Origin of the sequence: Gelidibacter japonicus (genome assembly GCF_010725055.1) — a bacterium.
Classification (GTDB): domain Bacteria; phylum Bacteroidota; class Bacteroidia; order Flavobacteriales; family Flavobacteriaceae; genus Gelidibacter; species Gelidibacter japonicus.
Map to the genome: position 1 here is coordinate 73,016 of NZ_BJKB01000002.1, position 14,729 is coordinate 87,744.

The 14,729-nt window shown below is 38.7% G+C and carries 7 protein-coding genes; 3 read left to right on the forward strand and 4 right to left on the reverse strand.

From position 1 onward, the window contains the following. Positions 1-46 precede the first annotated feature (46 nt). Complete coding sequence (locus G6N06_RS02380; RefSeq protein ID WP_163514768.1) at positions 47-6,109, forward strand: alpha-2-macroglobulin family protein; 6,063 nt, start codon at positions 47-49, stop codon at positions 6,107-6,109. Between the two features lie 885 nt (positions 6,110-6,994). On the opposite strand, the gene G6N06_RS02385 is transcribed toward G6N06_RS02380, so the two are convergent. Next, the gene (locus G6N06_RS02385) at positions 6,995-7,975 is read right to left on the reverse strand and encodes a PLP-dependent cysteine synthase family protein (protein ID WP_163514462.1); all 981 of its coding nucleotides are present in this window, start codon (positions 7,973-7,975) and stop codon (positions 6,995-6,997) included. Positions 7,976-8,172: 197 nt separating this feature from the next. Continuing rightward, positions 8,173-9,408, reverse strand: coding sequence for an ABC transporter permease (locus tag G6N06_RS02390; protein ID WP_163514463.1), 1,236 nt, complete (start codon positions 9,406-9,408; stop codon positions 8,173-8,175). A gap of 21 nt (positions 9,409-9,429) precedes the next feature. Here G6N06_RS02390 and G6N06_RS02395 point away from each other — a divergent pair, with 21 nt between their 5' ends. Then, positions 9,430-10,719, forward strand: coding sequence for an exo-beta-N-acetylmuramidase NamZ family protein (locus tag G6N06_RS02395; protein ID WP_240337946.1), 1,290 nt, complete (start codon positions 9,430-9,432; stop codon positions 10,717-10,719). A gap of 280 nt (positions 10,720-10,999) precedes the next feature. Here G6N06_RS02395 and G6N06_RS02400 read toward each other — a convergent pair whose 3' ends face one another. After that, the gene (locus G6N06_RS02400; protein WP_163514465.1) at positions 11,000-11,899 is read right to left on the reverse strand and encodes a YyaL domain-containing protein; all 900 of its coding nucleotides are present in this window, start codon (positions 11,897-11,899) and stop codon (positions 11,000-11,002) included. Between the two features lie 347 nt (positions 11,900-12,246). Here G6N06_RS02400 and G6N06_RS02405 point away from each other — a divergent pair, with 347 nt between their 5' ends. Further along, entirely contained in the window at positions 12,247-12,942 is a 696-nt protein-coding gene (locus G6N06_RS02405) for a class I SAM-dependent methyltransferase (RefSeq protein ID WP_163514466.1), read from the forward strand. A gap of 124 nt (positions 12,943-13,066) precedes the next feature. On the opposite strand, the gene G6N06_RS02410 is transcribed toward G6N06_RS02405, so the two are convergent. Further along, positions 13,067-14,683, reverse strand: a complete 1,617-nt coding sequence (locus G6N06_RS02410) for an amidohydrolase (protein WP_163514467.1) — start codon at positions 14,681-14,683, stop codon at positions 13,067-13,069. Positions 14,684-14,729 lie beyond the last annotated feature (46 nt).

A 14,729-nucleotide genomic window follows, 5' to 3' on the forward strand; every position in this document is an offset into this window, starting at 1 on the left:
TAGCTTACGTACAAATCCATGTTAAGGATTCAAATCTATTCAAATGATGAAACAGTTTATAACTCTATTTATGGTCATATTTTTTGCAAATTTTGCACAATCCCAATCCAATAATTATGAAAAATTATGGAAAGAAATTGAAAAATATGAAAATGAAGGTTTGACCAAATCTGCCTTACAGGTTACCGAACAAATTGCCAAATTGGCTGTTGCCGAAAAAAATACAGTTCAACATATCAAAAGTTTATTGTATAAAAGTAAGTACGCACTAATTTTAGAGGAAGACGCACAACTTAAAATTATCAACGATTTTAAATCACAAAGTGCCTCCAGCGATATTCCAACCAAAAATATTCTTGAAAATATGCTCGCCAATTTATACTGGCAGTATTTTCAGCAAAACCGCTATCAATTCTATAACCGAACCCATACCGAAAGCAAAGTTGATGCTGAAGATTTCAGAACCTGGGACCTTCAAACCTTGTTTGAAGAAATTGATGCCCATTATCAAAATTCGCTTAAAAACGGATTGATTCTTCAGGAAACGCTGTTGGTTAATTATAACGATTTATTACACAAAGCGAATGGATCAAAGCTATTCAGACCTACTCTCTTCGATTTTTTGAATCACAATGCCTTAGCTTTTTACCAAACCGATGAAACCAGCATCACTCAACCTGCCTATAAATTCCTGATTGATAATCCTGAGTTCCTATCGGATGCCAAGACTTTTTCAGGGTTGGACATCACCCACCGAGATTCCACATCCTTACAATTTAAAGCTTTAAAGATTTACAAAAATTTAATCGCTTTTCACCTTAAAGACAAAGAACCTTACGCTTTGGCGGATGTCAATATCCAACGACTTCAGTTCGTTAAAAACAATGCCACATTTAGCGATAAGGATGCTGTTTATTTGAAGAGTCTCCAACAAGCTTCAGCCGCGTATAAAGACCATGAAGTCTCTGCCCTTTACGATTTCGAAATAGCATCATTATACCATCAACAAGGTCAAGGTTTTGATGCTAAAACCAATGTGGATGCACGTTGGAAATTTAAAGATGCCATTGCGATTTGTGATGCGGTCACGCAAGATTTCCCAAGAAGTAAGGGCGCAGAAAAATGTGCTGTTTTAAAGAATCTTATTTTGAAACCCACTTTGCAACTGACTGCAGAAAACAATATCCCCATTCAAAGCAACAGTTTGATATTGGTACGCTATTCAAATTTGAACCATTTAAAGTTTAAAGCATATCGGCTTTCACCATCCCAGTTAGACAGTTTCAATAAAACCTACCGTCAGGACGAACGATTCGCATTTATCAAAAAACTAAGAGTCTCGGAAGAATGGGACAGCCCACTCAATAATGAAAATGACTTTCAAGTACATACTACTGAGGTGGTCCTTCCTAAACTGAATAACGGACAGTATCTTATTGTGGCCACACCTGATTTCTCAAACGATGAGTTATTCGCCCATAAAACTATTCAAGTGACCAATATGGCGTTGGTGACAAAATCAGATACAAATAGAGAATTGTTCCAATTGATCAATAGAAACAATGGTCAACCTCTTGGAGGTGCAAACGTGTCGGTTAGATACCAAATCAATTATAATAACGAGTACAAAACGCAAGATTTCCTAACGGATAAAAACGGCGAATTCAGCATGGAGAATTCCAAGAACCGCTATTATAATATGAATATCACAGCGGTCAACAATTCAGACACTGCATACTTCAAAGATTATTATAGCAGAAGTTATTATAACGATGACGATGGTCAAGAGCCGATCAGTTATACCCCATTTTTATTCACAGATCGAAGTATTTACAGACCCGGTCAAGTCGTCTATTTTAAAGGGATAGCCACTAAAACAGAAAACAAAAAAACCACGGTTTATGCCCACCAATCGGTAAAAGTGACCCTTAAAAATGTCAATGGCGAAGTGGTCAAGGAATTAGAACTCAAAACCAACGAATTTGGTTCGGTTTCTGGAGAATTCATCCTGCCAAATAATGGATTAACCGGCCAGTTTAGTCTTGAAATCTACGCTGGGAATTATGGTTATGCCAACATTTCGGTTGAAGAATACAAACGTCCAAAATTTGAAACTAAATTGCTTCCGATAACCGAAACCTTCAAAATCAATGATTCTGTAACCGTAAAAGGAAATGCTTTAGCCTACGCTGGCAGTACGATAACGGACGCAAAAGTAGTCTATCGCGTGCACAGAAAAGTCCAATATCCACGATGGTATTACTGGTACAGACCGTGGTTTAACAGTGAACCTCAGGAAATTGCCCATGGCGAAAGCATGACCGATAAAGACGGTAATTTTGAAATAAAATTCAAAGCTATTCCTGATGAAAGTGTAGACAAAAACAGTCTCCCGGTATTTAATTATGAAATCACTGCTGATGTCACCGATCTCAATGGCGAAACTCGCAGCGCCACCACTATTGTGAATGTTGGCTACCATGCACTTTTAGCAAACATAAGTATAAAAGGACAGTTGGATAAATCGAAAATAGAACACCAACTTTCTATAAGCACAAAAAACTTGAACGGCGAGTTTGTTGTTGCTCAAGGCACTGTCAAAATTTATAAACTCCAATCTCCCAAAGAAGTTTTAAGACCACGCCCGTGGCCTGCACCAGATTATCACGCCTTATCCCGCGAAGAATTTAAAAAAATATTTCCGCATGAAGTGTATCAAGATGAGCATAATCCCGAAACATGGGAGAAAGGCAAGATGGTATTTGAGACCAATTTTGACACTTCGAAATCGAAGGAAATCAAATTGGAAAGTCTTAAAAAATGGGAGTCCGGCAATTATATCATCATTTTAGAAAGTCAAGATCGATTTGGACAATTAGTGACGGATCAAGCGCGGACTTTTGTATTCAGCCCAGATGACAAAATGCTTCCGGATAATCAGCTGTTTAGTGTTAGCACAGATCAGTCCACATATAAAACAGGTCAAAATGTGATCATAACTTTTGCTAGTGCTGCGCAAAACCTGGTCGTTACCGTGGATGTTGAAAAAGGACAAAAAATCATCAATACCTATATCGTATCGTTAAGCAACAACAAAAAAACAATTGCTATCCCTGTGACCAATGCGGATATGGGCGGATTCGCCATCCATTACAGTTATGCTGCCTTCAACAGTTTTCACTCCGGAACACAGATCATTGCAGTTCCTTATCCAAAATCGGAGTTGACCATTGAAACAAAAACGTTTAGGGACAAATTAGAGCCTGGAACAGACGAAACCTGGAGTTTCAACATCAAGGGTCCACAAGGCGATAAAGTGAGCGCTGAACTGCTGGCAAGCATGTATGATATGTCATTAGATCAGTTTCAACCCCACCAATGGCAATTTAGCCCATTATATCAACCTATTTATTATAGCCATAACCAAAGACGCGCCGTCCAAAGCTTCGGAAGTACTAATTTTAACGTCTATTTACCGACCAATAATTTGAGCTACCCTTATCAAAGTTATGATCAATGGAATTGGTTTGGGTTTTATTTTGGTCGAGGCAGATATAATATGATGCCAATGGTTAGAGGAAATGCTTCTGGTATTCAAATTGTTGAAGATCAAATGGAAGTTGAAGAATCTGTAATGTCCGAAGCAGTCGGTATTAACCGAGAAAAAAAATCATTAGCTAATGATTCTATAACAAATTCTCCTGATGATACAGATATAGCTACCAAAAACAACACCGAAGAAGATTTGCAATCTGTTGCCATCCGTAAAAACCTTCAAGAAACAGCATTCTTCTTTCCGCAATTGCAAACGGATGCCGACGGCAATGTGTCTTTCAGCTTCACAACACCTGAAGCATTGACAAAATGGAAGTTGCAACTTTTAGCGCATACCAAAACCTTAGAAAGTGCTACGTCCACTTTGGAAACCATTACTCAAAAAGAATTGATGGTCATTCCTAATGCACCTCGTTTCTTACGTCATGGTGATGTGATTTCCATCAGTACAAAAATTGCAAACCTCACTGAAAACTCATTATCTGGTGAGGTGATATTGCAGCTTTTTGACGGCATGACAGGAAATCCTATTGACGCTAAGCTTAATAATTCAGACAATAGAAAGTCATTCACAGTAGATGCGATGGGCAATACGCAAGTTTCTTGGAGTCTGACCATTCCTGATGATGTGGATGCCGTTCAATACAAAGTAATTGCGAAGTCGGGACAATTTAGTGATGGCGAACAAAACCTACTGCCTGTACTTTCAAACAGAATGTTGGTTACTGAAACTTTACCGATGTGGATACGCTCGAATGAGACACGCACTTTTACTTTGGACAAATTAGCTTCGACAAGCGCTGCCAACAGCTCCAAAACACTTAAAAATCATAAATTGACCTTGGAAATGACCTCCAATCCGGCGTGGTATGCCGTTCAGGCCTTACCTTACCTAATGGAATATCCGTATGACTGTAACGAGCAAATCTTTAGTAGATATTACGCCAACGCCTTGGCAAGTCATATTGCCAACAGCAATCCGCGAATTAAGGAAGTGTTTGATCAATGGGCTTCACAGGATGCCTTAATCAGTAATCTTGAAAAAAATGAAGAACTGAAAAGTCTTCTTATTGAAGAAACCCCTTGGTTGCGCGATGCCCAATCTGAAACGGAACAAAAGAAACGCATTGCTCTATTGTTCGACATGAACAAGATGAACAACGAACTGCAGTCGGCACAACGCAAACTTCAAAACAATCAAATGGGCAGCGGCGCTTGGGCGTGGTTTGAAGGCGGAAGACCAAACCGATTTATTACCCAGCAAATCATTATTGGTTTTGGACATTTAAAACACCTGAATGTCAATCTGAATGGAAAGGGAGAACCTACAGATGACATGATCAAAAAAGCCGTCTCCTATTTAGATACGGAATTCATTCAAGAATATAAAGACCTTCGCAAATATGACAAAAAAGTCGATTTAAGCAAAGACCATTTAAGCTATACCCAATTGCATTATTTATATATGCGCAGCTTCTTTCCTGATATTCCAAAAAGCAAAGAAGTTCAAACCATAACGGCTTACTACCAAACGCAAATCCAGAAGTATTGGTTAAGCAGATCGTTGTACGCTAAAGGGCTAATGGCAATGGTTTCACATCGTACCAAAGATTCTAAAACAGCCGATAAAATACTAAAATCCCTAAAAGAAAATAGTATCACTTCTGACGAATTGGGCATGTATTGGAAAGAGAATAAAGCGTCGTGGTTTTGGTACCAAGCGCCAATTGAAACCCAAGCGCTCATGATTGAAGCTTTTTCTGAAATTCAAAATGACGTGCGGACAATTGATAATCTAAAAATCTGGTTGCTTAAGAACAAGCAGACCAACAGTTGGGAAACAACCAAGGCTACTACCGAAGCGGTTTACGCATTGTTGCTACAAGGTAGCGATTGGTTAAGCGTGACTGAGATGGTAGATGTTAGTTTGGGTGGCGAAAAAATAGAAGCTTCAAAATTAGAAAGCGTCAAAGTTGAAGCCGGAACAGGTTACTACAAAACGGCTTGGAATGGTTCTGAAATAAAACCAGAGATGGCAAATGTTACCTTGACCAAAAAAGAGGACGGTATTGCCTGGGGAAGTCTGTACTGGCAGTATTTTGAAGATTTGGATAAAATTACCTTTGCGGAAACACCTTTGCAATTGAAGAAGAAGTTATTCTTAAAATCAAACACCGATAAAGGCGAACAACTTTCAGAAATCACTTCCCAAACCGACGTAAAAGTCGGCGATTTGGTCAGGGTGCGAATCGAATTGCGAAGCGACAGAGACATGGAATTCTTACATATGAAAGATATGCGTGCGGCAGGTTTCGAACCTGTCAATGTGTTGTCTTCTTATAAATACCAAGACGGATTGGGTTATTACGAAAGCACCAAAGATGCCGCCACCAATTTCTTCTTCGACTATTTACCGAAAGGTATCTATGTTTTTGAATACGATTTACGTGTGAACAACAGTGGCGATATGAGCAATGGCATCACGACCATTCAAAGTATGTATGCTCCAGAATTCACGAGCCATAGTGAAGGGGTTCGAGTGAAGGTGGAGTAAAAAGCAAGGAGTTGGAAGGACGGAGTTAGAAGTAAAATTTTTCGACATAATATCAAACCTAACTCAAACAAAAAATTCCTTCCTCTAAAAGGGAAGGTGGATTCATCCTGCGGATACGGGATGAAGACGGAAGGGTTTATTCAAAAGCAATGATTTAGGAACAAAAAAGAATTGTAAGGAACATTGAATTGATCCAAGTCAAAAACCACCTTGACTTCTGCTTCTCTACGAACGCAGAAGCCACTCCTCCTTAAAAAGCAGGAGAAGTTTGGGGTGTGCTAAGTTTTAAAATGTAGACAGATAACAAAATTAACCAAGAAGTTGGAAGTGATGAAAAGTTGGAAGGTGGAAATTAGGATCAAGTTAAGCTTATAGCGCTATTTTAAATCGCAATCAGCCCAAAAAATTCCTTCCCTTCAAAAGATAAGGTGGATTCATCCCGCGGATACGGGATGAAGACGGAAGGGTTTATTCAAAAGCAATGATTTAGGAACAAAAGAGAATAGCAAGGAACATTGAATTGATCCATGTCAAAAACCACCTCGACTTCTGCTTCTCTACCGAAGCAAAAGCCACTTAAAAAGGAGGAAAAGTTTGGGACGTGCTAAGTTTTAAAATGTAGACAGATAACAAAATTAACCGAGAAGAAGGAAGTGGCATAAAATTAGATTTTTAACTAAATCTTGAACCGTGTCCAATCAAAAAACTCCTTCGCTTTCAAAAGAGAAGGAGTTTTTCAGGCTCACAGAACAATAAAAGGCCGAAAGATTATCAATAAGTGAGCAATCATGATTCCCTGCATGCCGGCAAGCAGGTTGATTCTAACATCTAACTGCGACCTGTGCTGAGCGCAGTCGAAGCAAGCGGTCTTGATTCTATTAAGATTCAATCAATATACCCCATTTCTTTCATCCACTCGTTGTTGAACATTTTGCCTACATAACGACTGCCATGATCATGGAATAAAACCACCACCACATCATCTTTAGTAAAATGTTCCTTTAATTGCAGCAAACCCTTTATGGCAGCTCCCGCAGAATTTCCTAAGAACATGCCTTCCTCCTTCGCCAACAATTGAGTATAAACCGCAGCATCTTTATCGGTCACTTTTTCAAATCCATCGATGATGTCAAAATTGACATTTTTAGGAAGAATATCTTCGCCAATCCCTTCGGTGACATATGGATAGATTTCATTTTCATCAAAAATACCAGTTTCGTGATATTTTTTGAAGACACTGCCATAGGTATCAATGCCCCAAACTTTAATATCAGGATTTTGCTCCTTTAGATATTTCCCAATTCCAGAGACCGTACCCCCGGTACCTACTCCAACCACAAAATGAGTGATCTTACCACCCGTCTGCTTCCAGATTTCAGGACCTGTACTTTCGTAATGGGCCTTTGTATTGCTTAAGTTATCGTATTGATTGACATACCAAGAGTTTGGCGTTTCTTCACTCAAACGTCTGGCCACCGAATAATAACTTCTTGGATCGTCTGGTGCGACATCTGTAGGACAAACAACAACCTCAGCACCAACGGCACGCAGGATATCCATTTTTTCCTTGGATTGTTTATCGCTCATCACAAAAATACATTTGTAACCTTTTACGATGGCCACCAAAGCCAATCCCATTCCTGTATTTCCAGAAGTCCCTTCAATGATGGTGCCTCCAGGCTTCAATCGTCCGTCAGCCTCGGCATCTTCCACCATTTTAACAGCCATCCTATCTTTGACAGAATTTCCAGGATTAAAAGTTTCATATTTGGCCAAGACCAAACATGGTAAATCTTTAGTTAATTTGTTGAGTTTGACCAAGGGCGTATTTCCAATGGTTTCAAGTATGTTTTCGGCGTAGTGCATGTGTTTTATTTTAAGATTGCAAAGGTAAGCCGAATTTTTGATTTATTAAATTGCTGGATGTATTACACAGAGATGCACAGAGAAAACACGGAGATGCACAGAGTTTTTGGTGAAAGATCTGCGCAATCTACGGGGAAAACATCAAAAGTTGGCCCACTTATCTCTACCCTCTCACCACTCACCTCTCTACCCACTGCCTAATCAAACCGCATCGCCTTAACCGGAGATATTTTTGTAATAATGACTGAAGGAATCAAGAGCATCAGCAAACACACAATGAAGGTTCCTAAATTCAGAAGTAAAACATAGTCCAAATTGAGATACACCGGAGCTTCTGAAACATAATACACTTCGGGATTTAATGGTACCAATCCAAGATACTTTTGTGCCAGCAACATTCCCAATCCGATTAAATTTCCCCAGAACAGTCCCAGTCCAATCAAATAAGTGGCATTATACAAAAACACTTTCCTAATGCTCCAATTATTGCTGCCCAAAGCCTTGAGAATACCAATCATTTGTGTGCGCTCTAATATGAGCACCAATAAAGCGGTGATCATATTAATACCAGCCACAAGGATCATGATGCCGATAATGCCATAAGTATTATTATCAAAGATTTTGATCCACTCAAAAATGGAGATGTATTTTTGCTCTACAGTGGTTGCGTCAAGATCTGAAGGAATATTCTGGTAGATTTCCATTCCTTTGGCTTCAATCTGTTTGAAATCGTCAATAAACACCTCAAAATTCCCAACTTGATCTTCATCCCATTTATTGAGTCGTTGCACGTGGCGAATATCGCCCATAACAAATTTCTCATCCAATTCCTTAAATCCCGAATTATAGATCCCTACGATCTTAAAAGCTCGCAAAAAAGGCATTTCATCAATACTTTCCTTTTTAAATACAGTTTGAAAACTCTCGTCCAACTTGAATTGCAATCGGTTGGCCAAATATTGTGAGATCAGAACTTCATTGCTCATCTCACCCGAAAAATCGGGCAATCTTCCTTCAATTAGAAACTCTTTAAAATAGCGCCAATCATAATCTGAACCAACGCCTTTAAAAACGACCCCTTCAAAATCAGTGGCGGTACGAATGACCCCAAATTTGGTTGCCGTTGCCTGAACATGCCTAATTCCATCAATATTTTTAAACTCCGGATAAAAATCCTGGTGTATGCTGATTGGGATCTCAGATTCATCAGACACGTTACTGTCAAAATTGGTAATGGTCACATGCCCATTGAAGGCCACGACCTTATCTCTTATTTTTTGTTGAAGGCCAATTCCCGTGGCAATGGCGATAAGCATCACCACAATGCCAATAGCAATGGCAGCAATACCAATTTTTATTATAGGTGCTGAAACACTACTTTTATACGCTTTACTGCCTATAATTCGTTTAGCTATAAAAAACTCGTAATTCAAAATTTTAAGATGCGATTAAAGATGCTCAAAAATACAGTATTCTCGATAATAACGGCGATTGTTTTGATATTGATTTCTTGTGGAAATGGAACTAAGAGTACAAAGTATGACGTACAAAGTACAAAGATGGTCGACGGAGATCAAAAAACATACAAAAGTAAACTGCCTACTGAAGACTTGCTACTGCCGACTATAAAAGTGGGCGCCAATCAAACGGAAAAGTACTTGAGACTATTAGAAACCAAACGCGTTGGCGTGGTTGGGAATCAGTCGAGTGTTATTTTTAAGGACAAAAATCGAAAAAATGACCTCGGAGATTATACTCACCTTGTTGATTCCCTACTTAGTCTAAGCATAAACGTAAAAAAAGTATTCTCCCCAGAACATGGATTTAGAGGTACCGCCGATGCTGGCGAGAAAATTCAGGATGGTCTTGATCCAAAGACAGGGCTGCCCATCATTTCACTTTATGGCGACAATAAAAAACCAAAACCAGAACAGCTCAAAGGCTTGGATATTTTAGTATTTGACATTCAAGATGTGGGCGTCCGATTTTATACCTACATCTCAACTTTGCATTATGTCATGGAGGCTTGTGCGGAGGCCAATATTCCAATTATTATTTTTGACAGGCCCAACCCAAATGGGCATTATATAGATGGTCCTATTTTAGAAAAAGCAAATACGAGTTTTGTGGGAATGCATCCTATCCCAATTGCTCATGGGATGACCATTGGTGAATACGCCAAAATGATCAATGGTGAAAAATGGTTGAAAAATGAGGTTCAATGTCAATTGACCGTTATTCCGATAACAAATTACACACACCAATCGCCCTATAGTTTACCTATTAAACCATCGCCAAACTTACCGAACGATCAAGCCATTGCCTTATACCCAAGCCTGTGCTTTTTTGAAGGCACCAACGTGAGTGTTGGACGTGGTACAGATAAGCAATTCCAAGTATTTGGAAGTCCCGATTTGGATAAAAAGCACTTTACTTTTAGTTTCACACCGCAACCTAATGAAGGTGCCAAAACACCACCTCAACAAGGAAAAACATGTTATGGCAAAAATTTAACGGAAGTCGATGTAAAACCAGGTATAAACTTACATTATGTAATTGAAGCCTATACACATACTGCGGATAAAACCAAATTCTTTAATTCGTTTTTTGTAAAATTGGCCGGCACTACAAAACTTCAGGAACAAATAGAGAAAGGTCTTTCTGAAAAGGAAATTAAAGCCACTTGGGCAAAAGGACTTGAAGATTTTAAAAAAACTCGCAGTAAATATGTGCTCTATTCATAAATTGGATAAACCACTATCGATTGGAAAACCACAGGTTTATATTGCCAGATTGAAACTCTGCTTCATGAAATAGCTGGAAAAAAAATATGAGAAAACACATCATTATGCGTGTACCCGCCCCTGGCTAATCGGGCAAGTTCGTAGCTAAAACATTGATAGAAACTAAAGTCGCTGCAATAAATCCCGAGAGCCATCTGAAGCAGGGTCTTAACTTTAGATTAGAGAATAAAAATCGTCAAGTATAAAGCCTCTGTGGCTTGACCAGATATTTTTGAAGGGGCTATAAATGAAGATTAGCAATCAATTCGGCTTTTCTCAAGTTGACTAAAGAAACTTTACTTTTCCACAACTCCGAATTTTTCTCATCTTTTCTCAGTTGATAGGCCGCATAATAGAGAAAAGCGAGTTGGGAATCAGTAGTTTCATCAATTTCTGAAGTATCAAATTTTTTCAGCAACCTTAACACCTTTCTCGGTCTATTTTGAAGAAGATATTGTGACCACCTTAATAAATTGATCTTATCTTTAAAGTCTTTCTTATCACTTATATCACTTGTTAACAAATATCTATCGGCATCATCCAAATAGATAATGGATAAATTAACAATATCCTTTCTTGTGTTTTTATTGACCAATATCGCATAATCCATATATTTTGAAGCCAATCGAAAGGCGGTGCTAAAATCTTTATGCTCCACATAATTACGCAATTCCGCGTTTAAAAAAGAAGTATTCAGACCATAATTAGTTATGAATTCTGTCAAATTAAAATAGGCTTGAGGAGAAACGGACGTATTGACGATATTAAAATTAACATCCATAATCTTAATATTATCATCTTCAAATTGCGCCAAATAACTCCTACTTCTGCTATCCTTTATAGCATCATATAATTCACCATAAAGGTTTTCATCGACCTTCACCGGCACAAAATATTTCCAGATAATCTGGTTGATCTCGTCATTTTTAAACAAATCGTCAAAAAGGATCTCGTTCCCATTTGTATCATGCATGATTACAGGATAAGGGATTGAAGTGGCATCCTTCCACATCATGAATAAAAATTTATCCTGAACCAAAGCAATGCGTTTTGCCGCATCCAGAGAGGTCATCCATTCTTGAGATATGCAAATATTGGACGTTGCTATGGTTAACAGTAAAAACAGAATTCCTCTTTTCATGGTTATTGGTTTATATTTTTTGACCTCGTTTCATTACTACTATACTATTGAATAACAATGACAAATCAACTACATTTTTATTGTGAAATTAGTAATTATTTGACATCTCTACCGATTATCCAAACCATGCACACTATATATGTTTCAAATGCCCACGTAATGAACCAAAAATCATACAGTTCTTAAAATATACAATGTTTCATTTTGGACTATTCGAAAGAAGGTTTCATTTTCCTAATGCGTATATTTGTCGCCCTATGAGATTCTATACGAAGTCTTATATAGCGTAAAAATAACACATTTAGAACTTAATATTTCCATCAATAGGGAAATGAAAAAAAAATTCAATGAGAGATATATTTGGAAAAGCATTATTGGATTATTATAACGGGAATTATACTGAAGACGTTTACACGGCTACAAATATCTCTGATGAAGATGAACTGCCCTTACCATTTCTCTTCAGAAACTATGAGGAAATGCCCATATTAGAGAAGAAAGCCATGGGAATGGCCAAGGGAAGAGTATTGGATGTTGGTTGTGGTGCAGGAAGTCATGGCTTGTATCTTCAGGAACAAGGTTTTGATGTCAAGGCTATTGACGTTTCTAAAGGTGCCATTGAGGTTTCACGAAAACGCGGACTTAAGAATGCCGAAGTTATTGCTCTTTTAGATGAAACTGAGAAGTTTGACACCATCTTACTTTTGATGAACGGTTCCGGAATCTTTCAAGAACTCTCAAAAGTCCCACTCTATTTGAATCATCTTAAGTCCCTTCTAAATCCTGGGGGTCAAATTCTCCTCGATTCTACAGATATCATTTACATGTATGAGGATGAGGATGGCGGGATTTGGCAAGACCTGAACGCCAATTACTACGGCGAACTCGATTATCTTGTGAGTTACAAAGGCGAATCGGAACCATTGACCACGTGGCTTTACATCGATTTTGAAACTTTAGTAACGGCCTGCAAATCGGTGGGATTAGAATGCGAATTGGTGATGGAGGGTGAACATTATGATTATTTGGCACGAGTTTATTAACGGTTATTACACAGAGATTCGCGGAGAAGTCACAGAGGTACGCAGAGAATTAATTGTAAATTAAGGTATTTCTGTATAACTCCTCTGTGCAACTCTGTGTAATAATTAAAGAAATAGCAGGTATTTATTGCTTCTCCCCGCCCACAAAGGTTCCCTCCACTTTAATGTTCGGGATATCATGAATATCTATGGTCATAATATCTTTATCAAGGATGATAAAATCGGCAAATTTACCTTTTTCGATGCTTCCCTTTTCGTTTTCCTCAAAATTGGAATACGCCGCCCAAATGGTCATTCCTTTTAAAGTTTCTTCGCGGGTCAATGCATTTTCCATTTGGTAACCACCTTCTGGAAACGACTCCAAATCTTGACGCGCCACTGCCGCATAAAACGTTAAAAACGGACTCACCTGCTCCACCGGGAAATCAGTTCCCAAAGCAACTTTTCCATAAGCGTCCAATAACTGTTTGTAAGCGTAAGCACCTTTGATGCGTTCTGATCCCAAGCGGTCTTCTGCCCAATACATATCAGAAGTGGCATGTGTTGGCTGGATTGATGGCATCACGTTTTTATAGAGCTCAAAATCTCCAGGTGATACAATTTGCGCATGCTCCACACGCCAACGTCTATCAGATTGGTCCTTTAATACCTTGTTATAGGTTTGTAAAACCGCATGATTTGCAGAATCGCCGATAGCATGGGTATTCATCTGAAATTCAGAATTGGCAATCCGTTGTGCTGCATCATTAAAAGTTTCCAAATCGGTCACCATCAATCCGAAATGATTCGGTTTATCACTGTACGGCGCCCTTAACATCGCTCCTCTTGAACCTAAAGCGCCATCGGCATAAAACTTAAAACTGCTCACGTTGAGCTTATCGTTCTTGCTGATACCTTTGTTCAAGTAATAATCCACATTTTCCTTTGATCCGGAAACCATCGCATAGATTCGCATTTTTAGATCGCCCGATTGCTGCAAACTGTCAATAAGTTCAATGGCTTGTCGAGATAAACCCGCATCATCCACAGTGGTCAATCCATAATCAAAGCAGATTTTCTGAGCGTCCAAAAGTGCATTGATCAATTCTTTTTTAGAGGATTTCGGCCAATGTGCCATCACCAGATTCTCAGCGTTATCCACTAAAACACCTGTCAGTTCACCGTTTTCAATGACGACCTCACCACCATTCACTTTACTGTCAACAGTCACCTTGCCCAAATCCAAGGCCGCTTGATTGGCCAAAATGGCATGCCCGTCAATACGCGTTAAAACGATCGGTGTATCAGGGTACAAGGCGTCCAATAAGGCTTTATTGGGAAACTCCTTGACCTCCCAATTGTTTTGATCCCAACCACGACCTTGTATAAAATCAAGATTTTTCTCATTTTGAAAATCGCTGATGCGTTGAACTATTTCTTCAAAACTTTTAGTGCCTACCAAATCGACGGATTGTTGGTTTAATCCCAATCCCAAGAAATGGCAATGTGCATCGATAAATCCAGGAACAATTGTCTTCCCGTTGGCATCGATGATATTAATCGAAGTATATTTGTCCTGAATAGCTTTCGAACTTCCTATCTCAAGAAATTTCCCATCTTTAATGGCGAAGGCTTCTGCATGGTCAAAATTGTCATTTACGGTATAGATATTGGCATTAACGACTATGGTATCAACCTCAGTTTTTTCGCTTTCGCATGAAAAAATAAGGGCTAAAAAAAGGAGAACTAATAGTTTTTTCATCTTAATGATTGGTTTGAGTTGGAAATTGATTGTCTTGTAAAAATAA